The organism is Sphingomonas sp. DC4900, assembly GCF_049896485.1.
Classification (GTDB): Bacteria; Pseudomonadota; Alphaproteobacteria; order Sphingomonadales; family Sphingomonadaceae; genus Sphingomonas; species Sphingomonas aquatilis.
The window spans coordinates 104,875-130,897 of sequence record NZ_JAFCUK010000006.1 but is presented as its reverse complement, the minus strand read 5'-3'; the positions used below and the strand labels follow the sequence as shown (position 1 = coordinate 130,897).

The window sequence follows — 26,023 nt, the reverse complement described above, 5'->3', positions numbered from 1 at the left end:
GCCGCGCGTCCATACCGATCCGACGAATTGGCCTGCCTAAGGGTTTGACTCGCGCCCAACCCCGGCCCATTTCAACACCATGCCCGCGTTGCGTCCAAAACCGACCCTTGATTCCGCCCCCCAATGGCCGCTCGGCGGCGGAGAGTGCGGTGCGCTGATCCGCGATCATGACTGGTCCGCGACTCCGCTGGGGTCGGTTGCCGGCTGGTCGGGCGCGCTGCGCACGACGGTCGCCAATATCGTCAATTCGCCGGTGCCCAAGGTGCTGATGTGGGGGCCGGACAACGTCCTGATCTACAACGACGCCTACACCGCCATCGCGGGCGACAAGCATCCGGCGGCGCTCGGCGGCACCGCCGAAGGCGTCTGGCCCGAAATCTGGGACTGGAACCGCGCGATCCTCGATCGGTCCGCGACCGGAGAGGTCGTCGCCTATCGCGACCAGCCGATGACGCTGCTGCGCGACGGCGTACCGCAGACCTTCTTCTTCGACCTGTTCTACACCCCCGTCTACCTCGATGACGGCACGGTCGGCGGCGCGATGTGTACGGTGATCGACAATACCGCGCGCGTCAGCGCGGAGGTGGCGGTCGCACACAGCGTCGCCGAATTGCGCACCATCACCGATGCGTTGCCGGTCCTCATCTCGTATCTCGACCGCGACCTGGTCTACCGTTTCGCCAACGGCGCCTATCAGCAGTGGTTCGGCCGTACGCCGGATCAGATGGTCGGCTGCCACCTGCGCGAGGTGCTGGGCGAGGAGAGCTACGCCGAACGCCTGCCGCTGGTCGAACGCGCGCTCGCGGGAGAACCGATCGCATCGGAAGGACGTCTGCCGCATCGCGACGGCAGTTTCCATCGCGCGGACATCCGGTACATCCCCCGCATCGGTGACGATGGCGACGTGCTGGGCATCCATGTCCTGGTGACCGACGTCGAAGAGCGCGCGCAACGCGAAGCGGCGGTCCGTCGCAGCAACGACCGCTTCCGCGGCGCGATGGAGGCGGTCCACGGCGTTTTGTGGACCAATTCGCGGGATGGCCAGATGACCGGCGAACAGCCCGGCTGGGCGGCGCTGACCGGGCAATCGCGCGAAGACTATGCCGGCTATGGCTGGGCGAGCGCCGTCCATCCCGAGGATGCCGACGCGACCGTCGCGGCCTGGAATGCCGCGGTCGCCGCCAAATCAGTCTTCGTGTTCGAACATCGCGTCCGCCGCCATGACGGCGCGTGGCGCAACTGCCTGATCCGCGCGCAGCCGATCACGGGTGCCGACGGCGAGATCGTCGAATGGGTCGGCGTCCATACCGACATCACCGAACAGCGCGCCGCCGAACAGTCGCTACGCGATCAGGCCGAGCATCTGCAACGCCAGGTCCGCCATCGCGAACGGGCCGAGGAACAGCTGCGCCACCTCAACGAACATCTCGAAGCACGCGTCATCTCCGAAATCGGCGAGCGTCGCCGCGCCGAGGCGGCGCTGGCCCAGGCGCAGAAGATGGAGACGATCGGCAAGCTCACCGGCGGCGTCGCACACGATTTCAACAATCTGCTGCAGGTCGTGTCGGGCAACCTTCAGCTGCTCGCCAAGGACATCGCCGGCAACGATCGCGCCGAACGCCGCGTCGCCAACGCGATGGCGGGCGTGTCGCGCGGATCGAAGCTCGCCGCGCAGCTGCTCGCCTTCGGCCGGCGCCAGGCGCTGGAACCCAAGGTCGTCAACGTCACCCGCTTCGTCCAGGGCATGGATGACATGCTGCGCCGCGCGATCGGCGAGGGCGTCGAGGTGGAGACGGTGTTCGGCGGCGGCCTGTGGAATTGCTTCATCGATCCTGCGCAGATCGAGAATGCGCTGCTCAACCTCGCGATCAACGCGCGTGACGCGATGAGCGGCCAGGGCAAGCTGACCATCGAACTGTCCAACGCGCATCTCGACGACGATTATGCCCGCACCCATGACGAGGTCGAGCCGGGCCAGTATGTCATGCTTGCGGTCAGCGACACGGGCACCGGCATGACGCCCGATATCGTCGACAAGGTCTTCGAACCTTTCTTCTCGACCAAGTCCGAGGGCAAAGGATCGGGCCTTGGCCTCTCCATGGTCTATGGCTTCGTCAAGCAATCGGGCGGCCACGTGAAAATCTATTCCGAGCCCGGCCACGGCACGACGATCAAACTGTACCTGCCGCGCAGCATGGACAGCGAGGATGTCGAGGTCATCGTCAACACCGGCGCGATCGAGGGCGGCACCGAAACGGTGCTGGTCGTCGAGGACGATGACGAGGTGCGCGCCACCGTCGTCGAGATGCTGGGCGATCTCGGCTATCGCGTGCTGAAGGCGGTCGACGCGCAAAGCGCGCTCAGCGTCATCGAAAGCGGTATCCCGATCGACATGCTATTCACCGACGTGGTGATGCCCGGCACGCTGAAGAGCCCGGAACTCGCGCGCAAGGCGAAGGAGCGGCTGCCCGAACTCGCGGTGCTGTTCACCAGCGGCTATACCGAAAATTCGATCGTGCATGGCGGCCGCCTCGACGCCGGCGTCGAGTTGCTGTCGAAGCCGTACACGCGCGAGGCGCTGGCCCGGAAGTTCCGCACGGTCCTCGCCAACCAGCGCCAGCGCAGCGCCAGCCTCGCCGCGCGCGACCTGACCACGGCGCCGGCCCCGCTGCGCAGCGCTGCGGGTGCGGCGGGACAGGTCACGGTCCTGCTGGTCGAGGATGACGAGGTGATCCGCGCGACCACCGCCGAAATGCTGCAGGCCTGCGGCTATGTCGTCGTCGATGCGGCAAGTGCGGAGGATGCCGCCACGGCGCTCCAGACGGTTCCGATCGACGTGCTGGTCACCGACGTCAACCTGCCCGGCGCCTCCGGCCCGGCCTTCGCGGCCCGCGCGCGCGATCTGCGTCCGGGCGTCGGCATCGTCTTCGCGACCGGCGACACGGCGGGCGTGCCCCCGGGCACCGGCGCGGTGCTGCTTGCCAAACCTTATGGTGCCGATGCGTTGCAGGCCGCCATCGCCGCAGCGCGAACGGGCGAGACGCCGGTGCAGGCGCGCAAGCTGGAACGCGAGGCGGACTAATTGTAACGACCGGCGGGGGGGCCTCGCCCTCAGCCGAACGGCAGTTCGCCGTCGCGTCGTTCCAGCGCCAGCAACTGCGCCTTCGCCGTCATGCCGCCCGCAAAGCCGGTCAGCTTGCCCGTCGATCCGACGACGCGGTGGCAGGGCACGATGATCGAGATCGGGTTACGCCCATTTGCGGCGCCCACGGCCCTCGACGCATCCGGTCGGCCCAGCGCCAGCGCGATCGCGCCATAGCTGCGCGTTTCGCCATAGGGGATAGTCAGCAGCGCCGCCCACACCGCCTTTTGAAAGTCGGTGCCGCGCATATCGAGCGGTACGTCGAAGACCCGCCGCTCACCCGCGAAATAGGCCGTCAGCTGCGCGGTCGCGGACCGCAATGTCGGATGGTCGTCATTCTCGACGAGCGCAGGCAACGGCACCCGTCGCGGATCGTCATCCGGCCACAGCACGGCGACCAGCCCGGCGTCGCTCGCCACCAGCCTCAGAACACCCACGGGGGAATCGAGGCGCGTGGTGGCGAGCGTCATGGCGTCCGGGCTAACCCGAACGCCGACATCGGGAAAGCCCGTCAGTTGCGCAGCGAATCCGGCACGATGCCGCCATTCTCGGCCAGCTTCGCCATCACCGCCTTGTGCAGCGCGATATTCTGTTCGGCGCTACCGTCCTCGCCCGCATGGACGCCCAGTTCCTGCCCCAGCTCGCGCCGCGCGGCGAGGCTGGAATCGAGGTCGAGCAGCTTCAGCAGATCGACGATCGACGATTGGTAATCGCCTCCGCCGTTCCTCATCGTCGCCATTTCCGACAGCACCGCGCCGACATCGACCGGCGCCGCGGGCGTCGGCGCGGCCGCAGGAGCTTGCGGCGGCGCAGAGGTTGGCTGCGGCGCCTGCGGTGCAGCCTGGGCCGGCGCCGGGGTCGGGGCGGCCGATGCGGCGGGCTTGTGGCCGAAAACCTTGCTCATGATGCTGCCGAAGATGCTCATCGTCATGCTCCCGTTGCGTCGCCGAAGCAGCGACCGTTGCGCCATCAAACGTCGACGCGCGCCGAATGCTCCCCGCGCCGGAACGCAGCGCCGCGTCCGAACGTTGGCCACCCCGGATTGAGGGAGTGGACAATGTCTAAGAATTTCATGGGGATCGCGTCGGCCGCAGCGCTCGCGCTGGCGCTGTCCGCCTGCGGATCGCGTACCGACACCGCCAACAGCGCGGACGCCACGATGGCAAACGACACCGCAGGCTTCGACGCGGCCAACGTCGGTGCGACCGGCGCCAACATGGGTGCCGCCTCGCGTCCCGCCGCCGGCCAGACCTTCGTCAACACCGCCGCGGCGAGCGACGCGTTCGAGATCGCCAGCTCGAAGCTCGCGCTCGACAACAGCTCGTCGGCCGCGATCAAGAAATACGCCAACCAGATGATCGCCGCCCATACCGCGTCGACGGACAAGCTGAAGGCGACCGTTTCGGGCCTCAGCCCGGCGATCACGCCCGACCCGACGCTCAACGCCGATCAGCAGGCGAAGCTCGATTCGCTGAAGGGCCTCACCGGCACCGCCTTCGACACCGCCTATATCGCGGCGCAGCAGCAGGCGCATCAGCAGGCCTATGACATGCTGACCGCCTATGGCGCGAGCGGCGACGTGCCTGCGCTGAAGACCTTCGCCTCCGGCCTCGCCCCGACCGTCGCAGCGCATCTCAACATGGCAAAGGGCCTGAAGGCCTAAGTCACGCCCGGCATCACGCTCAGCGCGGATGACGCCGCGCGAGCGCGATGCCGGCCAAGTTCTTCGATCGCGGCACATGGCGGACATGGACGCGATCGAAGCCACCACGCGCGTGCACCCAGGCGTCGCGATGCGGCAGCAGTTGCGGGCTGCGGCATGCCCAGCGCCCCAGCGCCTGTTCGACGATCGTCCGCGCATCGCCGATGAACAGCACGTCGCGTGCGCCCGCGGCGGTAGCGATGGCTGCGGCAAACCGCAGCGCCAGCCACTCCGCCGTGCAATTGTCGCCGACGCCCATGTCGTCCCGAATGTAGCTGTCGCCATGCGCGACCACGCCGATTTCCATCCGCGCCGGATCGCCGCGCGCCCCGCCGTCGAAATACAGCGTCATCCGCTCCCTTGCGGAACGGCGCTGGCCCTCCACCTTTATGTCCCCGAACACCGCAGATTCGTCAGGAGCCGTCATGACCGATACCCGCAAGGCCGTGTTGCACCGGATGGTGCTTGCCGACCATATCTGCCCGTTCGGCGTACGCGCCAAGCAGATCCTGCAATCCGAAGGATTTGAGGTCGAGGACCATATCCTGCGCACGCGCGAAGAGGTCGATGCGTTCAAGGCCGAGCGCGGCCTCGCGACCACGCCGTTGATCGAAATCGACGGAGAGGTGATCGGCGGCAGCGACGATCTGGAGCGCTGGCTCGCCAAGGTCGACTGAGCGCGACACCCGCGCCGTGTCGACGCCTGCCGCCGTTTTCGACCATGACGTCGAACAGGTCGCGCGGGCGCTGATCGGCGCGACCCTGCTGGTCGACGGCGTCGGCGGCACGATCGTCGAGACGGAGGCCTATGACGCCAACGATCCCGCCTCGCACAGCGCGCGCGGCCCCTCGCCGCGCAATGCCGCGATGTTCGGGCCGGCGGGACGCGCCTATGTCTACCGCAGCTACGGCATCCATTGGTGCTTCAACATCGTGTGTGCGCCCGGCAGCGCGGTGCTGATCCGCGCGCTCGAGCCCACGCACGGTCTCGATATGATGATCGCGCGCCGCGGCCTCGCCGATCCGCGCCTGCTCTGCGCCGGCCCGGGGCGGCTGTGCCAGGCGCTCGGCATCGATGCGCGGCTCGATCACGCCCCGATCGATGCGCCACGCTTCACGCTGATCCCCGCCACCAGCGCAGCGCCCCTGCACGCCGGCCCCCGCATCGGCATTACCCGCGCGATAGACACGCCATGGCGCTTCTGCCTCGCCGGTTCGCGCTACCTCAGCCGGCCTGCGCGTTAGAGGGACAACGGTCGATCCGTCATTGCGAGCGCAGCGAAGCAACGACGCAGGGTAAGCGGCTCAAACCGCCCAAGCCAAAGCTGCCGACGATCGGCAAGATACACCAGCTTTCGGCGTGTTTCGCACCTCACCAAACGGACAAAACCGCAGATTTCCGCCATTTCAGTGTTTGGCATGCATAATGCACTACCACAGTCGCAGCCGCATCGGGCTGTCGCCTTTGAGAGGAAAGTCCATGTTCGCCACCACGCTCGCCGCCGCCATCCTGTCGATCACCACGCCCGCCGCCGCGCCGGCACCGGCCCCCGCAGCGCCCGCCGCCGGCCAGAGCGACGCCGCCGCCCAGCCCGCCAAGGGCCGCTACAACCCGCGCGTCTGCATCGTCGATTACCCCACCGGCACGCGCATCCCCACCAAGACCTGCAAGCTGCTCGGCCAATGGCGCGCCGACGGTATTGATCCGCTGCCCGGCAAGTGATCCTCCGGAACGCCGGCCGCACGTCCGCCTCATGGCGGGATGTGCGGCCGGGCTGCGATCGACGGGGACCTTCCATGCTGCGCCTGCGTTCTCGCTGGCACACATTATGGGGGTCCTCATCTTGCACAGCCTGCCCGACCGGCTCGACGCCGGCTCGCCCTATCCGCTCGGCGCGACGTTCGACGGCCTCGGTGTCAATTTCGCGGTCTATTCCGCCAATGCCGATGCGATCGAGCTGTGCCTGTTCGACGCCACCGGCAAGCGCGAGCTGAAGCGCATCGCCTTGCCCGAATGCACCGACGAGGTGTGGCACGGCTATCTGCCCGACGCCGGCCCGGGCCTGCTTTACGGCTATCGCGCGCACGGCCGCTACGAGCCCGAGAACGGCCATCGCTTCAATCCCAACAAGCTGCTGCTCGATCCCTATGCCCGCAAGCTGCACGGCCAGATCAAATGGACCGACGCGCTGCACGGCTACAAGGTCGGCCATCCGAAGGAGGACCTGTCCTTCGACAAGCGCGACAGCGCGCCCGCCATGCCCAAGGCGGTCGTCGTCGACGATCATTGGGACTGGTCGCGCGATACCAAGCCCAACACGCCCTGGTCCGAAACCGTCATCTACGAAGCGCATGTGAAGGGCCTGACCAAGCTGATGGAGCTGGTCCCGCCGAACGAACGCGGCACCTATGCCGGCCTCGGCCACCCCGCGGTCATCGCACATCTGAAGCGCATCGGCGTCACCGCACTCGAACTGCTGCCCATCCACAGCTTCACGCAGGACCGCTTCCTCCAGGAAAAGGGCCTGAAGAACTATTGGGGCTATAACACGCTCGGCTTCTTCGCGCCGGAACAGGCGTATATGGCGTCGGACAGCCAGGACGAGCTGCGTCGCGCCGTCCACCGCCTGCACAAGGCGGGGATCGAGGTGATCCTGGATGTCGTCTACAACCACACCTGCGAAGGTAGTGAAAAGGGCCCCACCCTGTCGTGGCGCGGGCTCGACAACGCCAGCTATTACCGCCTGGTCAAGGACCAGCCGCGCTACAGCATCAACGACACCGGCACCGGCAACACGCTGAACCTCAGCAAGGCGCGCGTCATCCAGATGGTGACGGACAGCCTTCGCTATTGGGCGACCAGCTTCGGCATCGACGGCTTCCGCTTCGATCTCGGCCTGACGCTGGGGCGCGAAGAGCATGGCTTCGATCCCGGCGCCGCCTTCTTCGACGTCGTCCGGCAGGACCCGGTGCTCGGCCGCCTGAAGCTGATGGCGGAGCCGTGGGACGTCGGCCCCGGCGGCTATCAGCTCGGCAATTTCCCGCCCGGCTTTGCGGAGTGGAACGACAAATATCGCGACACCGTCCGCCAGTTCTGGCGCGGCGATGCCGGCCAGCGCGCCGATCTCGCCGCGCGTCTGTCGGGATCAGGCGACCTGTTCGACCGCCGCTCGCGCCGTCCCTGGGCGAGCATCAACCTGCTGTCCGCGCACGACGGCTTCACCCTCGCCGACACGGTGATGTACGAAGAGCGGCACAATGAGGCGAACGGCGAGGACAATCGCGACGGCCACGACAACAACCATTCGCGCAACTGGGGCCACGAAGGACCGACCGACGATCCCGCGATCAACGATGCGCGCGGACGCGTGCAACGGTCGATGCTGACGACGCTGCTCGCCTCGCTCGGCACGCCGATGCTGGTCGCGGGCGACGAGTTCGGTCGCACGCAACGGGGCAACAACAACGCCTATTGCCAGGACAATGCGATCAGCTGGCTCGATTGGGACGCCGCGGCAACGCCCGAAGGCCAGACGCAGATCGATTTCGTCGCCCGCCTGACCGACCTGCGCCGCCGCTACGCCGTGCTGCGCGCGCCGACCTTCCTCTACGGGCAGGATACGCCCGGACAGGGCGTCAACGACATCGAATGGTGGGACGAGCGCGGGCAGCAGCTCAGCGCGGAGGATTGGCAGAACCCCGAAGGCCGCGCGCTGATGATGCGCCGGGCCAGCCGCAATGCGGCCGGCGAGCTGGACGTCGTGTCGCTGCTGCTCAACGGTTCGCCCGATCCCGTCACCTTCTACCTTCCCCCGCCGCACGCGACGCGCATCGTCCTGATCGACAGCGCCAAGCCTGATCAGGGCGAGGTGGAGATCGAGGACGCGTATGAGGTCGCGCCGCAAGGCGCCGTCCTCCTCACCTGGACCGGCGCGTTCGAGGACCAGGCATGACCCCGGGCTGGGGCGCGACGCCGCTGGACGACGGACGCACCCGCTTCGCACTGTGGGCGCCGGACGCTGCTGGCGTCGAGCTGGAGATCGACGGCGCCCCGCCGGTCGATATGGAGGCGGGGGACGACGGCTGGTTCGTCGCGACGACGCAGGCCCCCGCCGGCACGCGCTATCGCTTCCGCATCGGCGACACGATCGTCCCCGACCCCGCGTCCCGCGCGCAATCGGGCGGCGTCCATGGCTGGAGCTTGGTCATCGACCGGGCCTATCCCTGGACGGTCACGGACTGGCGCGGGCGGCCGTGGGAAGAGACGGTGCTCGTCGAGCTGCACCCCGGCCTGCTCGGCGGTTTCCGCGGCGTGATCGACCAGCTCCCCGCCATCGCCGCGATCGGCATCACCGCCATCGAACTGATGCCCGTGGGGGCCTTCGGCGGTACGCGCGGCTGGGGCTATGACGGCGTGCTGCCCTATGCGCCGCACGAACGCTACGGCGCCCCCGCCGATCTGCAGGCGCTGGTCGACGCCGCGCACGGCTTCGGCCTCTCCGTTTTCCTCGACGTCGTTTACAATCACTTCGGTCCCGACGGGAATTACATCGGCCAATATGCCGCGGGCTTCTTCGATGCCGAGGTCCACACGCCCTGGGGCGGCGCGGTCGCGATGCATGAGGAGGCGGTGCATCGCTTCTTCGTCGACAATGCGCTGATGTGGCTGCGCGACTATCGCATCGACGGCCTGCGCTTCGACGCAGTCCACGCCATCGCCGACGACGCCTTCCTCGACGCCATGGCCACGGAAATTCGCGAGGCGCTGCCCGATCGCCACATCCACCTCGTCCTCGAAAACGACCGCAACGATGCCGCACGGCTGCGCGATGGCGGCTATGACGCGCAGTGGAACGACGACTTCCACAACGTGCTCCACGTCCTGCTGACGGGCGAGACCAGCGCCTATTACACCGACTTCGCCGATCGCCCGGCCGAACGCCTTGCCCGCTGCCTGGCGGAAGGCTTCATCTATCAGGGCGAAGGATCGGCGAACCACGACGGCAAGCCGCGCGGCACGCCCAGCGCGCATCTGTCGCCGACCCGCTTCGTGTCGTTCCTCCAGAACCACGATCAGATCGGAAATCGCGCGCTTGGCGAGCGGCTGACCGTGCTGACCGACCCCGCCAAGCTGCGGGCCGCGACCGCCTTGCTGCTGCTCGCCCCGCAAATCCCCTTGCTGTTCATGGGCGACACCGACGGCAGCGAGACGCCCTTCCTGTTCTTCACCGACTTCCACGACGAGCTCGCCGATGCGGTGCGTGAGGGGCGGCGCAAGGAATTCGCCAAGTTCGACGCTTTCGCCGATCCGCAGGCGCGCGCACGCATTCCCGATCCCAACGCCCGCAGCACCTTCGAAGCATCGCGGCCCGAGCCCGGCCCGGACGCCGCCACATGGCGTGCGCTGTACCGCGACCTGATCACGCTGCGCATGACCCATATCGTCCCCCACCTTGCCGGCGCGATGGCGATCGGTGCGGAGGCGACCGGCGACGCCGCGGTCACCGCCCGCTGGCGCCTGGCTGACGGCAGCATGCTCACCATCGCGCTCGACCTCGCCGACGCGCCCGCGCCGCTTGCCGCGGGCGACGGCGATCTGCTGCATGCCGAGGGCGACCGCTTCGCCGCCTGGATTGCGCGATGAGCGACCTCGCCGCACGCGCCAAGGCCGCCGGCATCGCCGTGCATTGGGAGGATGCGACCGGCCGCCAGCGCACCGTCGCCGACGATACGCTCGCCGCCATTCTCGACCGGCTCGACCGCTCGACCGACGGCGAGACAACCTTCGTCACCGCCGATGTCGGCATGCCCATCGTCACCACCGCCGCCCCCGGCGCCGCGACGCTGGCGCTGGAGCATGGCCCCCAGCGTATCGTGCAGGTCGCGTCCGACGGCACCATCCCGCCAATCGGCGAACCCGGCTATCACCGGCTCGACACCGCGCGCGGCGCCATCACCCTCGCCGTCGCGCCGCGTCGCTGCATTCCCGCGCCACCCGGCCACAGCTGGGGTCCCGCGGTTCAGATCCCGGCGCTGCGCGGATCGCGCCCCGCCCCGTATGGCGACTTCGGCAGTCTTGCCGAGGCCGCCCGTGCCTTTGCCGGTGCCGGAGCCGACGCGCTGGCGATCAGTCCGACGCACGCGCTCTTCCCCGCCGACCCGTCGCGCTTCAGCCCCTATGCTCCGTCGAGCCGGCTGGTCCACCACGCCCTACTCGCCAGCACCGCCGACGATGACACGGACTCCGGCGCGCTGATCGACTGGCAAGCCGCCCTCCCCCGCCGCCTCGCCGCGCTGCGCCACGCCTTCGACCGCGCAACCCCGGACGAGATCGCCCGCTTCGACGCCGCCGCCGCCCATCGCCCCGACTGGCAGCAGCACGCCCTTTACGACGCGCTGCACGCCCATTTCTTCGCGGAGAGCGGCGCGCACGGCTGGCAGGACTGGCCCACCGCCTATCGCGACCCCGCCGCCCCGGCGGTCGAGGCCTTCGCGCGCGACCATGCCGACGCGGTCCGCTTTTACACCTTCCTGCAATGGCGCGCCGACACCGGCCTTGCCGATGCGCACGCCGCCGCGCGCGACGCGGGCATGCGGATCGGCCTGATCGCCGATCTCGCCGTCGGCATGGATGCGGGCGGCAGCCATGCGTGGAGCCGCCGCAGCGACCTGCTGACCGGCCTGTCGATCGGCGCGCCGCCCGATCCGCTCGGGCCGCAGGGGCAAAATTGGGGCATCACCGCGCTCTGCCCGTTCGCGCTGCGCCGCACCGGCTTCGACGCCTTCATCCGCACCGTCCGCGCAGGCTTGGCGCACGCGGGCGGCATCCGCATCGACCACGCCCTCGGCCTGTGCCGGCTGTGGGTCATCCCAGAGGGCGGCAAGCCCGGCGACGGCGCCTATCTCGCCATGCCCTTCATCGATCTGCTCCGCATCCTCGCGATCGAATCGCATCGGGCGAACGCGATCGTCATCGGCGAGGACCTCGGCACCGTGCCCCCCGGTTTTCGCGACACGCTGACCGCACGCGGCATCTACGGCATGCGCGTCCTGCCATTCGAGCGCGACGCGAAGAGCTTCATCCCCGCCAAGGCATGGGACGCCTGCGCCGTCGCCATGACCGGCACGCACGACACCGCGACGCTCGCCGGCTGGTGGACCGGGCGCGACATCACCTGGGCGCACAAGCTGAAGCGCAGCGACAGCGACGAACCCAGCGATCGCCTCCGCCGCATCGGCGAAAAGAAGGCGCTGTGGACCGCCGCCACGCAGGCCGGCGTCGCCAGCGGCCCCGTGCCGCACGATGCCGCGCCCGCGATCGACGCCGCGCTCGCCTTCACCGCGCAGGCGCCCTGCCCGCTCACCATCGTCCCGCTCGAGGACCTGGTCGGGATCGAGGAACAGCCCAACCTGCCCGGCACGACCGACGAACACCCCAATTGGCGCCGCCGCATGCCCGACACGACCGAGGCATTGCTCGCCCGGCCCGAGGTCGCCCGCCGCACCGCCATCCTCTCGCACAAGAGCCCCGCATGAGCCCCCGCGCCACCTATCGCCTGCAATTCCACAAGGGCTTCACCTTCGCCGACGCCGAGGCGCTGGTCCCCTATCTCGACCGGCTCGGCATCAGCCATATCTACGCCTCGCCGATCACCACCGCGGCGGCCGGCTCGATGCACGGCTACGACGTGATCGACCCCACGACGATCAATCCGGAACTCGGCGGCGAGGATGCCTTCCGCAGCCTCGTCGCCGCGCTCAAGGCGCGCGACATGGGGCTGATCATCGATATCGTCCCCAACCATATGGGTGTCGCCGGAGGCGGAAACGCATGGTGGAACGATGTCCTCGCCCGCGGGCAGGACAGCGAACACGCCTGCGTCTTCGATATCGACTGGAGCCGCCCGATCCTGCTTCCTGTGCTCGGCGACACGCTCGACACCGCGCTCGCCAACGGCGACATTGCGGTCGAGGGCGATCAGATCGTCGCCTATGGCGAACATCGTTTCCCGATCCGCCCCGAAGACCGGGGCAACACCGCCGACCTCTCCGCGCTGCTCGACCGCCAGCGCTACCGCCTCGCCAGCTGGCGCACCGCCAACGACCTGCTCAACTGGCGCCGCTTCTTCACCGTCAACGACCTCGCCGGCGTCCGCATCGAAGACCCCGCCGTGTTCGCGGCGACGCATGCGCTCTATGTCCGCCTGTATGACGAAGGGCTGATCGACGGCGTCCGCATCGATCACGTCGACGGCCTTACCGACCCGATCGGCTATTGCCGCGCACTGCGCGACCGCCTCGGCCCCGATGCCTGGATCGTGATCGAGAAGATCCTCGGCGCCGGCGAAGGCCAGCCCGTCGGCTGGGGCGTCGACGGCACCAGCGGCTACGACTTCATGGAGCAGGTCGCGACGCTGATCCACGAACCGCTCGGCGCGCTGCCGCTCGAGGAAGTGTGGCAGGACATGAGCCACCGCTACCTCGATTTCGAAAGCGAGGAATTCGCCGCACGGCAGGACCTGCTCGCCTGGCAATTTGCGGGCCAGCTCGACGCCTGCGTCGCCGCCTTCGTCGCGCTCAACACCGATGCCGCCGTCACGCCCGCGATGCTACGCCGCGCGATCGAGCGATTGTTGTGGGTCTTCCCCGTCTATCGCACCTACGGCACCGGCGATGCCGCCCCCGCCAGCGACGCCGCGATCCGCGGCGCGGTGCGCGAACGCGTCGCCGACCTCATCCCGCCGGGCGAGGCGCATGTCGTCGACGCGATCCTCGCCTGGCTCGCCGGTGAAGGACCGGGCGATGCCGCCGACGCGGTGCGCCGTTTCCAGCAGCTGTCCGCACCGATCGCCGCCAAATCGGTCGAGGACACCGCCTTCTACCGTTCCGGCCGCCTGCTCTCGCGCAACGACGTCGGCTTCGACGCGACGATCCTCGGCATCGGCGTCGACGCCTTCCACGAGCTGATGACCGCGCGTGCGCGCGACGTGCCGCACGCCATGCTCACCACCGCGACGCACGACCACAAGCGCGGCGAGGACGTCCGCGCCCGCCTTGCCGCACTCAGCGTTATGCCCGACGCCTGGCGCACCCGCGTCGAGGCATGGGACCAGCTCTCCTGGGCCTGGGATCACGACGTCTCGGGCGCCGACCGCTACATGCTGCTCCAGACCATCGTCGGCGCCTGGCCGGACGCGGGCGCGACGCCCGATTTCGCCGACCGCATCAAGGCCTGGCAGCAAAAGGCCCTGCGCGAAGCACGCCTGCGCTCGTCATGGGAAGCCCCGGACGAGGCCTATGAAGCCGCCGCCGCCGCCCTCACCGATGCCTTCCTCGCCGACCCGCGCTTCGTCGCGGAGGTCACCGCCTTTGTCGCCGACCTTGCGCCGATTGCAGACGCCAATACGCTCATCCAGACGCTGCTCCGCTACACCGTGCCCGGCGTGCCCGACCTGTACCAGGGCACCGAGCTTGCCGACCTCAGCCTGGTCGATCCCGACAACCGCCGCCCCGTCGATTATGCGCAGCGCCAGGCGCTGTTCGACGCATCGCACGCGCCGGCCAAGTTCCGCCTGATCGCCGACCTGCTCGCGCAGCGCCGCGCCGCGCCCGCGCTGTTCGCCGACGGCGACTATCGTCCGTCACAGGTGGAGGGCAGCGACCGCATCCTCGCCTTCAGCCGCCACCATGCCGGCGCCACGCTCCGCGTCGCCGCGCTGATCCGCGGCACCGAGGTTCCGGACGCGACGATCCGCTTTGCCGACGGCACCGCGCACGCCGCCGCCGACCTCTTCACCGCCTCACCGGTCTGGTACGCGCTCGGCTGAGCGCGTCGCCAGCCAGAAGATGGCATAGCCGAACAGGCCGGACACCAGCGACGCGCACAGGATCGCCAGCGACGCCATCTCGGTCTGCGCCACGTCGGTGAAGGCGAGTTCGGTGATGAACAGCGACAGCGTGAAGCCAATCCCGGCGACGCCGCCGATCCCCAGCACCATTCGCCACGTTACTCCATCGGGCAGGCGCGCGCCCAGCACGCGTGTCGCGATCCATGTCGACGCCATGAAGCCCAGCGGCTTGCCGATCGCCAAGCCGGCGACGATGCCCAGGCTTAGCGGTGCGTGCAGCGCATCGGCGATCGCGTTGGGCGACAAATGGATGCGCACGTTGGACAGCGCGAACAGCGGCAGCACGACATAGGACACCCATGGCGTCAGGATTCGCACCAGCCGCTCCGCCGCCTCGTCGGTCGCCGCGACCATTTCGTGGATGTACCCCAGCTTCGCCTCGACCGCGTCCTCCTTCTCCTCCGCCTCCGCGGCGTCACTCGCATGCGCCTGTTCGGATTGCGCCGCGCGCAACTCGTCCAAGGGCCGCTCGACGCGTTCGGCGAAGTCGCCATGGCTGAGCCGCGACCGCGTCGGCAGCAACAGGCCGACCGCCACGCCCGCGATCGTCGGATGCACCCCCGACCCGAAGATGCCGATCCACACCACGGCGCCGAGCAGCACATAGGGGATCGACGCCACCCAGCGCAGCCGCAGCAGTCCGACGATGCCCAGATACGCCGCGGCCGCCACCCCCAGGAACACCGGCTGCACCGACGCGGTATAGGCGAAGGCGATCACCAGCAGCCCGAACACATCGTCGATCGCCGCGAAGGCCAGCAGCACCGCGCGCACGGCCGGCGGCAATCGCGTCGTGAACATCGCGACGACCGCCAGGCTGAACGCGGTATCCATCGCCGCCACCACGCCCCAGCCATGCGCGGTCGGCGTACCCCAGTTGAACGCCAGATAGATCGCCACCGGCACCACCAGCCCGCCGATCGCGCCCGCCACTGGGAATAGCGCGGTCTTGCGCGACGCGAGCGATCCCTTGACGAACTCGCGCTTCACCTCCGTCCCGATGATCAGGAAGAACAGCGGCATCAGCAGGTCGTTGACCCATTCCGCCGCCGGCCGCGCGAACGCCCAGGCGCCATAGCTCAGCCGGATCGGCCGATCCCACAGCCGCACATAATCCGCACCCCAGGGCGAATTGACGACGATCAGCGCGACGAGCGACGCGATCAGCAACGGCCCGCCGGACACTTCGCCGATCGCAAAGAAGGGCCCGATCCGCTCCAGGATACGCGCGGCGGGGGAATGATGCGCCCGGGCTTCCACCCGCCCGGACAGGCGCGGAGCAAGGCCCATGCGATCTCCTGATGGCATAAGTGCCATCCCCCATACGGCTCAGCCGCCCGTGCGTTCCGTAACCGAAGCGCAACGTCATCAGCCTGTTAACCATTCCGCGCCTAATAGGTCGACAATGGACAGCGCATTCCTGCGCGACACCGATGCCGTACGGACCCGATCGATGCGCCTCACCGCCCCGCTTCTCGCCCTTGCCACCGTCCTGCCGGCGCTGCCTGCCGCGGCGCAGACGGTGACGCCGCTTGCCGAGGCGCGGCTGCGGTACGAACATGTCGAACAGGATGGCCTGCCGCAGGATAGCGACGCGGTGACCGTGCGCCTGCGCACCGGTGTGCAGGCTGCGATCGGCCGCCTCTCCGGCCTCGTCCAGGCGCAGGGGAACCTCGCGATCCTGCCCGACTACTTCGACGGCCTGCACGGCCCCGCCACGCTACGCCCGCTGATCGCCGATCCCGACAGCGTCGCCATCTATCGCGCGCAGGTGCGCTATGCCGCGCCGGGTCTCGCGATCACCGCGGGGCGACAGGTGATCCAGCTCGACGACGAACGCTTTGTCGGCGCGGCTGCGTTCCGTAACAACGGCCAGACCTTCGACGCCGTGCGCACCGAGATCACCGCCGTGCAGGGCCTGAAGGCCGACGTCAGCTATGTCTGGTCGGTCCGCACGGTGAACGGCATCGAAGGGCGCGGCGCACGGCCGACCGCGATCGGCGGCAACACCGTCCTCGCCAACCTCGGCTGGGATTCGCCGATCGGCAAGGTCACGGGCTTCGCCTATCTGATCGATGAGGACGAAGCGGCGGTGCAGGGCTATCGCCTGTCCAGCCAGACCTATGGCGGCCGCCTGGCCGGCGCGCAGCCGCTCGGCACCGCCAAGCTCGCCTATCAGCTCAGCTATGCGCGCCAGTCCGAGTATCACCGCAACCCCAATATGTACGCCGCGGATTACTGGCTCGCCGACCTGTCGCTCGATCTGAACGGCCCGAAGGTCGGCGGGGGCTATGAGGTGCTCGGCGCGGGCCGTGGCGCCAGCGCAGGCGCCGCATACGCCAGCTTTCAGACACCCTTCTCCGCGATCTTCAAGTTCCAGGGCTGGGCCGACAAGCTCACCACCACCCCCGCCGACGGCATTCGCGACGCCTATGCGAGCGCCGGCTGGGGGTGGAAGCAGATCGGGACGCTGAAAGCGGTGTCGCTGACCGCTGTCTACCACCGGTTCGACAGCGACCGCCTGTCGCGCCGCTATGGCGACGAACTCAACCTGCTCGCTAGTGCCAAGCTCGGCAAGACGACCGCCAGCCTGCGCTATGCCGATTATCGCGCCGACCGGCTGTTCACCGACACGCAGAAGCTGTGGATGCAGCTCGACTGGGCGCTGTAACGCCAGCTCCCGATCGCCCTTATCCCTGCATATCCTCTAGTTCGCGCCCGCGGGTTTCGTGGACCAGCTTCTGCACGAACACGAACGAGATCGCCGCGAACAGCGCATAGCCGGTGTAGGTGACCGCCAGGCCCGGCGACACGGCGAGCGCCGGGAAGCTGACCGAGATCGCCGCATTGGCGATCCACTGCGCAAAGCCCGACACGGCAAGGCCCGATCCGCGGATCTGGTTGGGGAACATCTCGCCCAGCATCACCCACATCACCGGTCCCCACGACGCGTTGAAGAAGATGACGTACAGATTGGCCGCGACCAGCGCGATCAGGCCATTGTGTCCGGGCAGGCTCACCGCGCCCGCCGCATCGGTGACCGCGGTAGAGAACGCCCAGGCCACCGTCGCCAGCGTCACCGCCATGCCCGCCGATCCGACCAGCAGCAGCGGCTTGCGTCCGATCCGGTCGACCGTCGCGATCGTGAACAGGCAGGCCGCGATCGACAGCACGCCGGACAGGATGTTGATCTGCAGCGCATTGTCCTCGGTAAAGCCCACCGCCTCCCACAGCACCGCGCCGTAATAGAAGACGACGTTGATGCCGACGAACTGCTGGAATACGGCGAGGCCGATGCCCGCCCACAGGATCGGGCGGATCTTGCCCGTCGTCTTGTCGATCAGGTCGGACAGTTTCGGCTTGTGGTGATCGGCGGCGAGCGAATTGCGGATCTCGACGACCTTACGCTCCGCCTCGCCCGCGCCGAACAGACGCGTCAGCACGGCCCTCGCCTCGCCCTCGCGGCCCTTGGCGACCAGGAAGCGCGGGCTCTCCGGAATGACGGTCAGCGCTGCCAGATAAATCGCCGCCGGAATCGCCTGCAGCCAGAACATCCAGCGCCACGCCGGAAAATCGAGCCAGAAGGGTGCGGTCGAACCGCCAGCATAGCGGGCCAACACGAAATTCGCGACGAACGCGCCGGTCAGGCCGGTGATGATCATCACCTGCTGCACGCTCGACAGCCGCCCGCGGATCGCGGCCGGCGTTACTTCGGAAATGTAGACGGGCGAGATCACGCTTGCCGCGCCGACGCCCAGGCCGCCGATGATCCGCGCCAGGATGAACACGATCGAGCCGCCCGCGGCACCGGCGAGCAGCGCGCTCACCAGAAACAGCAATGCGGCCAGCATCATCACCCGCCGCCGCCCGATCGCGTCGGCCAGCCGCCCCGCACCGAACGCGCCGATCGCCGACCCCACCAGGATCGCGCCGACATTGACGCCGATGCCCAGGTGGCCGAGCGAAAACGCCGCCTCCAGCCCTTTTTGCGTCCCGTTGATGACGCCCGAATCATAGCCGAACATGAAGCCGCCGATCGTCGCAACCGCGACGATGCCGGCGATGAAGCCGTGATTGACGCCCTGCCCGGCATCCAGATTCCCCGGGGCATGCCCCGCCCCCCGCCTGTCCGTCACATCGCTCTCCTCATGCCGATCGTCCGCCGGCCGTGTGCAATGTGATATCGCTATCACGCCATTCTGGGCGGTCAAGCCGTTTGGCGCGTGCCGTAGCCGTCCTGCGGACGGCGCCGTGGCAGACCTATCCCTCGATCACTCGCGGGCGGCGCCGTGGCGGCGCATCGGACTGACGGCGGATCAGCGTATAATCGAGCAGCCGCGTCGGCTCTTCCGGCGCAGCCTCGTCGCCTCCGCGCTGGCGACGCAGCAGCGCGACCAGCCCTTCGATCGCGCCGCGCGCCATATCGGCGATCGGCTGGCGGATCGTCGTCAGCTCGGGCCAGATCGCGGTCGACAGCACCGTATCGTCGAAGCCGCAGACGGTCAGGTCGCCCGGCACGTCCAGCCCGCGGCGGTGCGCCACCGCCACCGTCGCCGCCGCCATGTCGTCGTTCGACGAGAAGATCGCCGTCGGGGGTTCGGCGCGGTCGAGCAGCTGCTCCGCCGCATCCAGCCCCGACCGATAGGTGTACAGGCCATCGACGACCAGTCCGTCCTCGATCCCGATCCCGGCCCCTTCCAGCGCGGCGCGATAGCCGGCCAGCCGCTCACCGCTCGCCGACAGATTGGGGTCGCCGCCGATGAAGCCGATCCGCCGATGGCCCAGGTCCATCAGGTGCCGCGTCATCGTCACCGCCGCGGCGCGGTCGTCGATCCCGATCGCCAGACCGCCCTCGCCCGCACGCCCCGTCGCCAGCCCGACCATCGGCACGCCCGCCTGGGCCAGCAGGTCGAGCAGCGCCGGCGATTCGCACAGGGGCGGCGGCAGCACGATGCCATCGATGCCGCCCTTGATCATGTGTCGTGCGACCGCCAGTTCGTGATCGTCGCCGATCTCGCATTTCTCGATCACGATCTGCACGTCGTTGCGGCTCGCCTGGTCCAGACTGCCGAGCAGCATTTCGGACAGAAAGCCGCCCGACGGATTGTTGTACAGCAGCCCGACCCGCAATTGCCCCGCCCCCGCCAGGCTGCGCGCGGCGCGATTGGGCGCATAGTTCAGCGTCTGGATCGCCACGTTCACCGCATCGCGCGTCGCGGGCCGCACGTTGGTTTCGGCGTTGATGACGCGGCTGACGGTCATCGGCGACACGCCGGCGAGCTTCGCCACATCGCTGATCGTCGGTGCCGAACCCGATCGACGGGAGGGTCGCGAGGGAGGGGGTGAGGAAGCCATGCGGGCGGATCGGGTCCCAGAAGAAACAGCCCCACCGACATGGACGCAAAAGCGCGTCCACGGCAAGCGCCACGTTGCGACCGTTACCGTACCGCTGTCCCCAATTGGTCTCCTGTCGCCCCGCCGGTTGACGCGGGCCGACGCTGGCAGCTCCACGTCGGCGTCATCATCGGCACGCCGTATCCGACGCCAAGCACCAGCGAGATCACCCACATCGGGCCGCGCATCGCCCCACGCACGATCAGCACGCCGCGGCCTCGCCCCGCGCCCGATCGTCGAAATCGCCGCCGACGGCCCTTGCCGCCGGATGACGATCGCCATATGGTAGCGCTATCCAGACGTTTCAGGCCTCGCCAGAAGGCCGATCTTAGGAAGGACGATATCGATGCCCGCCCGCAGACCCCGCCTGCTCGCGCTCGCTGCTCTGTTGTCGAGCGGCCTCGCCCTCGCGCAAAGTACCGAACCGCGTAGCCCCGACGGCAAGCGCTATCTCGCGCAACCGCTGGTGAAGGACCTCTATTTCGCCGATCCATCCGCGCACGTGTTCGACGGCAAACTCTACGTCTATCCCAGCCACGACGTCGACGCCGGCATCGCCGACGACGATCTCGGCAACCAATATGCGATGCACGATTATCGGGTGCTCAGCATGGACCGGATCGGTGGCCCGGTCACCGTCCACCCCGTCGCGCTCGACGTGAAGCAGATCCCCTGGGCGTCGAAACAGACCTGGGCACCCGACGCCGCCCATAAGAACGGCACCTATTACCTCTACTTCCCCGCACGCGACAAAGCCGGCGTCTTCCGCATCGGCGTCGCCACGTCGAAATCGCCGACCGGCCCGTTCAAGGCTGATCCGCAGCCGATCCGCGGCAGCTTCTCGATCGACCCCGCTGTCTTCACCGATAGCGACGGCGCCAGCTACATGTATTTCGGCGGCATCTGGGGCGGCCAGCTCCAGCGCTGGCAGGGCAATCGCTACGACGCCAAGGCCGGCGACACGGACCTGCACCGCGACGACCAGCCCGCGATCGCCCCGCGCGTCGCCAGGATGCGCGCAGACATGAAGCAGTTCGCGGAAAGCCCGCGCCCGATCGTCATCCTCGACGAACGGGGAAAGCCCGTCCTCGGCGGCGATCACGAGCGCCGCTTCTTCGAGGCCGCCTGGATGTTCAAGCGGGGCGGCACCTATTATTTCACCTATTCGACCGGCGACACGCATTATCTGAACTACGCCACCGGCACCTCGCCCTACGGTCCGTTCCGCTATGCGGGGCATATCCTGAAGCCCGTACAGGGCTGGACCACGCACCATTCGGTCGTGGAATTTCAGGGCAAGTGGTGGCTGTTCTATCACGACACGCAAGCGTCGGGGAAAAACCACCTGCGCTCCGCCAAGGTGACGCAGCTGCACTTCACCCCGGACGGCGGCATCCAGACCATCGATCCGTTCAAGGACTGAGGGCATGTTCCTCGGCATCGATATCGGCACGTCGGGCGTCAAGGCGGTCGTCGTGGACGCGTCGGGCACGCTCGTCGCACAAGGCACCGCCCCGCTCACCGTCCAGCGCCCGCATCCCCTGTGGTCGCAACAGGACCCCGTCGCCTGGTGGCAGGCGACCTGTGCCGCGGTCCTCGCCATCGATCCAGCGGTGCGGCGATCGGTGCGCGGCATCGGTCTGGCCGGCCAGATGCACGGCGCGACTTTGCTCGGCGCCGACGACCGGCCGCTCCGCCCCGCCATCCTGTGGAACGACGGCCGCTCTTTCGCCGAATGCGCTGGCCTCGACGCCGCGACGCCCGCCTTCCGCGAACGTGGCGGCAACCTCGTCATGCCCGGCTTCACCGCGCCCAAGCTGGCCTGGGTCCGCCACCACGAGCCCGAGACGTTCGCGGCGATCAAGACCGTGCTGCTCCCCAAGGATTATGTCCGCCTGCTGATGACCGGCGAGAAAGCCTCGGACATGTCCGACGCCGCCGGCACGCTGTGGCTCGACGTCGCCGGCCGGCGCTGGAGCGAGACGTTGCTCGCCGCCACGGGCCTGACGACCCAACAGATGCCGCGCCTGGTCGAGGGCAGCGACACCACCGGCACGCTGCTTCCCGCGGTCGCCGAGCTATGGGGCATGGCGCCGGTCCCGGTCGCGGGCGGCGGCGGCGACAATGCCGCGGGCGCCGCCGGCGTCGGTGCGGTACGCGACGGTGACGCCTTGCTTTCGCTTGGCACATCGGGCGTCATCTTCGTCGCGACGCAGGACTTCCGCCCCAATGTCGCCGGTGCGGTCCACGCCTTCTGCCATTGCGTGCCCGCCATGTGGCATCAGATGGCGGTCCACCTCTCCGCCGCTGCCTGTATCGACTGGGTGGCGCGGCTCACCGGCGCGCGCGGCGCCGCCGATCTGTTCGCCCGCGCCGAACACGCCGGCCCCGCCACCGGCCCCGAACTCTTCCTCCCCTACCTCTCCGGCGAGCGCACGCCGCACAACGACGCGCAGGTCCGCGGCGCCTTCCTGCGCCTCGACCACGACACCGGCCCCGAACGCCTGGCGCAAGCCGTGCTCGAAGGCGTCGCCTTCGCGCTGGCGGATGGCGTGCGCGTGCTGCGCGAGGCGGGCACGACGATCGAGCAGCTCTCCGTCATCGGCGGCGGCGCCCGCTCGCTATACTGGGGCGAAACGCTCGCCGCGGCGCTCGACGCGCGCCTCGTCTATCTCGACGGTGGCGAGGTCGGCCCCGCGCTCGGTGCCGCCCGCCTCGCGCAGCTCGCGGTCGACGGCGGCACGCCCGCCGACGTCTGCGTCGCGCCCCACACCGCGCACGTCATCGAACCCGACGCAGTCCTGCGCGACCGTCTCGCCCCCAAATACGCCGCCTTCCGCGACGCTTATTCCCGCATCAGGAGCCTCTAAAATGGCCGATTACTTCGCCGACATTCCGACGATCCGCTACGAAGGGCCGGACAGCGACACCGAACTCGCCTATCGCTATTACGACAAGACCCGTGTCGTCCTCGGCAAGACGATGGAGGAGCACCTCCGCTTCGCTGCCTGCTTCTGGCACACCTTCTGCTGGCCGGGCAGCGACGTCTTCGGCGGCGGCACCTTCGATCGCCCCTGGCACCGCGGCGCCAACGATGCCGCCGCGGCGGCGCACAAGCGCTCGGTCGCCTTCGACTTCTTCAGCAAGCTCGATGTGCCCTATTATTGCTTCCACGACGTCGACGTGATGGCCGATGCCACGACGGTATCCGAACATCGCGCGCACTTCGCCGAAGCGATCGATCACCTCGAACAGCTTCAGGCCGCCTCCGGCCGCAAGCTCCTGTGGGGCACCGCCAATCTATTCAGCCACCCGCGCTATGCCGCCGGTGGCGCCACCAACCCCGACCCGGAGGTGTTCGCCTGGGGCGCGATGCAGGTGCGCGACGCGCTTGAAGCGACGCACCGCCTCGGCGGCGCCAACTATGTTCTGTGGGGCGGTCGCGAGGGCTATGAGACGCTCCACAACACCGACATGAAGCGCGAACTCGACAATCTCGGCCGCTTCCTCAGCCTCGTCGTCGATCACAAGCATAAGATCGGCTTCACCGGCACGATCCTGATCGAACCCAAGCCGCACGAACCGACCAAGCACCAATACGACTTCGACACGGCAACGGTGTACGGCTTCCTCAAGCGCTACGGGCTGGAGGACGAGGTCCGCGTCAATATCGAGGCGAACCACGCCACCCTGTCGGGCCACACCTTCGAACATGAGATCGCGACGGCGGGTGCGCTCGGTATCTTCGGATCGATCGACGCCAACCGCGGCGATCCGCAGAACGGCTGGGATACCGATCAATTCCCGAACTCGGTCGAGGAGATGACGCTCGCGATGCTCGAAATCCTGCGCGCGGGCGGCTTTACGACGGGCGGCTTCAACTTCGACGCCAAGGTCCGCCGCCAGTCGATCGACGCCGCCGACCTATTCCATGGTCACGTCGGCGGGATCGACGTCGTGGCGAAGGGGCTGCTCAACGCCGCCGCGCTAATCGAGGACGGCCGTCTCGATGCGATCAAGGCCGAGCGGTACGCGGGCTGGACCGGCGCCCTGGGCCAGCAGATCGCCGACAGCGACCTTGCCGCCATCGCCGACCTCGCCGTCAGCCAGAACCTCAACCCCCGCCCCCGCTCGGGCCAGCAGGAGCGGATCGAGAATATCATCACCCGCGTGCGCTGAGCGGCGCGGTCTCGACACCCCGACCGGCTCCGGCCGATCCGTCATTGCGAACCTTCGCGACGCAATGACGGATCGGGACGCCGTCGATGGCGCCACTCTATACGCCTATGTCCCGCAGATACGCCGCCACCCGCGCCGCCGTATCGTCCGGCACATGCAGCCCCAGCTTGCTGCGCCGGAACAGCACGTCCTGCGCCGTTCGCGCCCATTCCTGCGCGACCAGATAGTCGACCTCGCGCGCGGTCAGCCCGCCGCCGAAATCCTCGCCCAACTCACGCATCGTCTGCGCATCGCCCAGCACCGCCGCCACCTTGGTGCCATAGGCGCGCGCCAGCCGCCGCAGCAGCGCCGCCGGCAGTCCTTGCCGCGCCCGCACCAGCGCCGCCACGAACGCCTCGAAATCCCCGCTGGGCAGGTCGCCACCCGGCAGCACCGCCCCCGCCGTCCACGCCCCCGGCATATCCGGCAGCACCGCACCCAGCTCCGCCAGCGCATGTTCGGCGAGCTTGCGATAGGTCGTGATCTTGCCGCCAAAGATGCTCAGCATCGCCGCCCGCCCCGGCGCCGCGTCGAGGTCGAGCACATAATCGCGCGTCACCGCAGAGGCGTTGCCGGCATGGTCGTCGTGAAGCGGCCGGATCCCTGCATAGCTCCACACGATATCGTTCTCGCGCAGCCCGCGCGCGAAATAGCGGTTGGCGGTGTCGAGCAGATAGGCGGTCTCGCCCGCATCGATGTCGGCTTTCGCCGGTGCCCCCTCCCAAGGCTGGTCGGTCGTCCCGATCAGCGTGAAGTCGTCTTCGTAGGGAATGGCGAAGACGATCCGCCGGTCCGGGTTCTGCAGCATGAAGGCATGATCGCCGGCATACAGGCGCGGCACGACGATATGGCTGCCCTTCACCAGCCGCACGGCGTTCTTGGCATGCCCGCCCGCGACGCGGGCCAGCACGTCGTCCACCCACGGCCCCGCCGCGTTGACCAGCACCCGTGCCGACACCATGCGCTCGCCCGCGGCATCGGCGATCGTCGCGACCCAGCGCTCGCCCTCGCGCCGTGCCTGCACCAGCCGCGTCCGCGTTGCGATCGTCGCCCCGCGATCCGCCGCGTCGCGCGCGTTCAGCACGACCAGCCGACTGTCCTCGACCCAGCAATCCGAATAGACGAACGCCTTGCCCGCCGTATCGCGCAGCCCCGCGCCATAGGGCGTCGCCGCCAGCCTCACCGTCTCGGTCGCCGGCAGCCGTTTACGACCGCCCAGATGGTCGTAGAGGAACAGCCCCAGCCGCACCATCCACGCCGCCCGCGGCGAATGCGTCTGCGGCAGCACGAAGCGCAGCGGCCAGATGATGTGCGGCGCCATGCCCCACAGTCGCTCGCGCTCGATCAGCGCCTCGCGCACCAGCCGGAATTCGCCATATTCCAGATAGCGCAGGCCGCCGTGGATCAGCTTGGTCGACGCCGACGATGTGTGGCCGGCCAGATCGTCCGCCTCGACCAATAAAACGGAAAGGCCGCGCCCCGCCGCGTCGCGCGCGATCCCGGCGCCGTTGATGCCGCCGCCGACGATCAGCAGGTCGTAATCCGTCTCCGCCACGCACGCCCTCCGTCCGGCGATCCTAACGCCGAACCGCCGCAGTGCGATCCGAAAATCGGCTCCCGCCATTGACGCCACCCGCCGGCCCGCGACACTGGAAGGCG

The 26,023-nt window shown here is 68.6% G+C and carries 20 protein-coding genes; 13 read left to right on the top strand and 7 right to left on the bottom strand.

The window, feature by feature from the left end:
- Window positions 1-79: 79 nt before the first annotated feature.
- A complete protein-coding gene (locus ACP690_RS09245) occupies window positions 80-3,082 on the top strand; it encodes a PAS domain-containing protein (protein WP_426260917.1) in 3,003 nt (1,000 codons plus the stop codon).
- A gap of 29 nt (window positions 3,083-3,111) precedes the next feature.
- Here the strand turns inward: ACP690_RS09245 and ACP690_RS09240 are convergent, their stop codons facing one another.
- Together ACP690_RS09240 and ACP690_RS09235 are read right to left on the bottom strand one after the other, a co-directional pair.
- A complete protein-coding gene (locus ACP690_RS09240; RefSeq protein ID WP_426260916.1) occupies window positions 3,112-3,612 on the bottom strand; it encodes a methylated-DNA--[protein]-cysteine S-methyltransferase in 501 nt (166 codons plus the stop codon).
- Between the two features lie 41 nt (window positions 3,613-3,653).
- Window positions 3,654-4,067 carry a DUF3597 family protein gene (locus ACP690_RS09235; RefSeq protein ID WP_426260915.1) on the bottom strand — a complete coding sequence of 138 codons (414 nt, stop codon included), beginning with the start codon at window positions 4,065-4,067 and terminating at the stop codon, window positions 3,654-3,656.
- A gap of 132 nt (window positions 4,068-4,199) precedes the next feature.
- Between ACP690_RS09235 and ACP690_RS09230 the strand changes: the two genes are divergently transcribed.
- On the top strand, window positions 4,200-4,805 hold the full coding sequence (locus ACP690_RS09230; RefSeq protein WP_426260914.1) for a DUF4142 domain-containing protein: 606 nt from the start codon (window positions 4,200-4,202) through the stop codon (window positions 4,803-4,805).
- A gap of 19 nt (window positions 4,806-4,824) precedes the next feature.
- Here ACP690_RS09230 and ACP690_RS09225 read toward each other — a convergent pair whose 3' ends face one another.
- Entirely contained in the window at window positions 4,825-5,196 is a 372-nt protein-coding gene (locus ACP690_RS09225; RefSeq protein WP_426260913.1) for a reverse transcriptase-like protein, read from the bottom strand.
- Between the two features lie 73 nt (window positions 5,197-5,269).
- Here ACP690_RS09225 and ACP690_RS09220 point away from each other — a divergent pair, with 73 nt between their 5' ends.
- The 7 genes from ACP690_RS09220 (at window position 5,270) to treY (ending at window position 14,671) form a co-directional block, all read left to right on the top strand.
- Entirely contained in the window at window positions 5,270-5,521 is a 252-nt protein-coding gene (locus ACP690_RS09220; RefSeq protein ID WP_017979726.1) for a glutathione S-transferase N-terminal domain-containing protein, read from the top strand.
- A 16-nt stretch (window positions 5,522-5,537) separates the two neighbouring features.
- Entirely contained in the window at window positions 5,538-6,089 is a 552-nt protein-coding gene (locus tag ACP690_RS09215) for a DNA-3-methyladenine glycosylase (RefSeq protein WP_426260912.1), read from the top strand.
- 235 nt (window positions 6,090-6,324) lie between these two features.
- Complete coding sequence (locus ACP690_RS09210) at window positions 6,325-6,567, top strand: hypothetical protein (protein WP_294316549.1); 243 nt, start codon at window positions 6,325-6,327, stop codon at window positions 6,565-6,567.
- Between the two features lie 106 nt (window positions 6,568-6,673).
- Window positions 6,674-8,797, top strand: coding sequence for a glycogen debranching protein GlgX (gene glgX / locus ACP690_RS09205; RefSeq protein WP_426260911.1), 2,124 nt, complete (start codon window positions 6,674-6,676; stop codon window positions 8,795-8,797).
- The gene (gene treZ / locus ACP690_RS09200; protein ID WP_426260910.1) at window positions 8,794-10,488 is read left to right on the top strand and encodes a malto-oligosyltrehalose trehalohydrolase; all 1,695 of its coding nucleotides are present in this window, start codon (window positions 8,794-8,796) and stop codon (window positions 10,486-10,488) included. The genes glgX and treZ overlap by 4 nt, the downstream gene beginning before the upstream one ends.
- Window positions 10,485-12,380 (top strand): 4-alpha-glucanotransferase, encoded by a 1,896-nt coding sequence (gene malQ / locus ACP690_RS09195; protein WP_426260909.1) that lies wholly within the window; start codon window positions 10,485-10,487, stop codon window positions 12,378-12,380. Before treZ ends, malQ begins: the two co-directional genes overlap by 4 nt.
- Window positions 12,377-14,671: a malto-oligosyltrehalose synthase gene (treY, locus tag ACP690_RS09190; RefSeq protein ID WP_426260908.1), complete on the top strand. Its 2,295-nt coding sequence runs from the start codon at window positions 12,377-12,379 to the stop codon at window positions 14,669-14,671. The genes malQ and treY overlap by 4 nt, the downstream gene beginning before the upstream one ends.
- Here the strand turns inward: treY and nhaA are convergent.
- Window positions 14,645-16,042: a Na+/H+ antiporter NhaA gene (nhaA, locus tag ACP690_RS09185; RefSeq protein WP_426260907.1), complete on the bottom strand. Its 1,398-nt coding sequence runs from the start codon at window positions 16,040-16,042 to the stop codon at window positions 14,645-14,647. The two genes, treY and nhaA, sit on opposite strands and share 27 nt — an antisense overlap.
- Before the next feature lie 115 nt (window positions 16,043-16,157).
- On the opposite strand from nhaA, the gene ACP690_RS09180 reads away from it, so the two are divergent.
- Window positions 16,158-17,423: a hypothetical protein gene (locus ACP690_RS09180; protein WP_426260906.1), complete on the top strand. Its 1,266-nt coding sequence runs from the start codon at window positions 16,158-16,160 to the stop codon at window positions 17,421-17,423.
- A gap of 19 nt (window positions 17,424-17,442) precedes the next feature.
- Here the strand turns inward: ACP690_RS09180 and ACP690_RS09175 are convergent, their stop codons facing one another.
- Together ACP690_RS09175 and ACP690_RS09170 are read right to left on the bottom strand one after the other, a co-directional pair.
- On the bottom strand, window positions 17,443-18,888 hold the full coding sequence (locus ACP690_RS09175; protein ID WP_426260905.1) for a sugar porter family MFS transporter: 1,446 nt from the start codon (window positions 18,886-18,888) through the stop codon (window positions 17,443-17,445).
- Between the two features lie 124 nt (window positions 18,889-19,012).
- On the bottom strand, window positions 19,013-20,041 hold the full coding sequence (locus ACP690_RS09170; RefSeq protein ID WP_426260904.1) for a LacI family DNA-binding transcriptional regulator: 1,029 nt from the start codon (window positions 20,039-20,041) through the stop codon (window positions 19,013-19,015).
- Between the two features lie 451 nt (window positions 20,042-20,492).
- On the opposite strand from ACP690_RS09170, the gene ACP690_RS09165 reads away from it, so the two are divergent.
- Genes ACP690_RS09165 through xylA form a run of 3 tightly spaced genes read left to right on the top strand, consistent with a single transcriptional unit; the run spans window position 20,493 to window position 24,325 of the window.
- Window positions 20,493-21,569 carry a glycoside hydrolase family 43 protein gene (locus ACP690_RS09165; protein WP_426260903.1) on the top strand — a complete coding sequence of 359 codons (1,077 nt, stop codon included), beginning with the start codon at window positions 20,493-20,495 and terminating at the stop codon, window positions 21,567-21,569.
- Between the two features lie 4 nt (window positions 21,570-21,573).
- Window positions 21,574-23,016, top strand: a complete 1,443-nt coding sequence (xylB, locus tag ACP690_RS09160) for a xylulokinase (RefSeq protein ID WP_426260902.1) — start codon at window positions 21,574-21,576, stop codon at window positions 23,014-23,016.
- A 1-nt stretch (window position 23,017) separates the two neighbouring features.
- On the top strand, window positions 23,018-24,325 hold the full coding sequence (gene xylA / locus ACP690_RS09155; RefSeq protein ID WP_426260901.1) for a xylose isomerase: 1,308 nt from the start codon (window positions 23,018-23,020) through the stop codon (window positions 24,323-24,325).
- A 97-nt stretch (window positions 24,326-24,422) separates the two neighbouring features.
- Here the strand turns inward: xylA and ACP690_RS09150 are convergent, their stop codons facing one another.
- Entirely contained in the window at window positions 24,423-25,919 is a 1,497-nt protein-coding gene (locus ACP690_RS09150; RefSeq protein WP_426260900.1) for a glycerol-3-phosphate dehydrogenase, read from the bottom strand.
- Window positions 25,920-26,023 lie beyond the last annotated feature (104 nt).

What these genes read in the sequence shown, in the direction of transcription:
- ACP690_RS09220 (WP_017979726.1), top strand. Translation starts at nt 5,270, where the DNA reads ATGACCGATACCCGCAAGGCCGTGTTGCACCGGATGGTGCTTGCCGAC.
- malQ (WP_426260909.1), top strand. Translation starts at nt 10,485, where the DNA reads ATGAGCGACCTCGCCGCACGCGCCAAGGCCGCCGGCATCGCCGTGCAT.
- ACP690_RS09235 (WP_426260915.1), bottom strand. Translation starts at nt 4,067, where the DNA reads ATGAGCATCTTCGGCAGCATCATGAGCAAGGTTTTCGGCCACAAGCCC.
- ACP690_RS09210 (WP_294316549.1), top strand. Translation starts at nt 6,325, where the DNA reads ATGTTCGCCACCACGCTCGCCGCCGCCATCCTGTCGATCACCACGCCC.
- ACP690_RS09225 (WP_426260913.1), bottom strand. Translation starts at nt 5,196, where the DNA reads ATGACGCTGTATTTCGACGGCGGGGCGCGCGGCGATCCGGCGCGGATG.
- treY (WP_426260908.1), top strand. Translation starts at nt 12,377, where the DNA reads ATGAGCCCCCGCGCCACCTATCGCCTGCAATTCCACAAGGGCTTCACC.
- ACP690_RS09165 (WP_426260903.1), top strand. Translation starts at nt 20,493, where the DNA reads ATGCCCGCCCGCAGACCCCGCCTGCTCGCGCTCGCTGCTCTGTTGTCG.
- glgX (WP_426260911.1), top strand. Translation starts at nt 6,674, where the DNA reads ATGGGGGTCCTCATCTTGCACAGCCTGCCCGACCGGCTCGACGCCGGC.
- treZ (WP_426260910.1), top strand. Translation starts at nt 8,794, where the DNA reads ATGACCCCGGGCTGGGGCGCGACGCCGCTGGACGACGGACGCACCCGC.
- xylB (WP_426260902.1), top strand. Translation starts at nt 21,574, where the DNA reads ATGTTCCTCGGCATCGATATCGGCACGTCGGGCGTCAAGGCGGTCGTC.
- ACP690_RS09240 (WP_426260916.1), bottom strand. Translation starts at nt 3,612, where the DNA reads ATGACGCTCGCCACCACGCGCCTCGATTCCCCCGTGGGTGTTCTGAGG.
- nhaA (WP_426260907.1), bottom strand. Translation starts at nt 16,042, where the DNA reads ATGGGCCTTGCTCCGCGCCTGTCCGGGCGGGTGGAAGCCCGGGCGCAT.
- ACP690_RS09180 (WP_426260906.1), top strand. Translation starts at nt 16,158, where the DNA reads ATGGACAGCGCATTCCTGCGCGACACCGATGCCGTACGGACCCGATCG.
- xylA (WP_426260901.1), top strand. Translation starts at nt 23,018, where the DNA reads ATGGCCGATTACTTCGCCGACATTCCGACGATCCGCTACGAAGGGCCG.
- ACP690_RS09245 (WP_426260917.1), top strand. Translation starts at nt 80, where the DNA reads ATGCCCGCGTTGCGTCCAAAACCGACCCTTGATTCCGCCCCCCAATGG.
- ACP690_RS09230 (WP_426260914.1), top strand. Translation starts at nt 4,200, where the DNA reads ATGTCTAAGAATTTCATGGGGATCGCGTCGGCCGCAGCGCTCGCGCTG.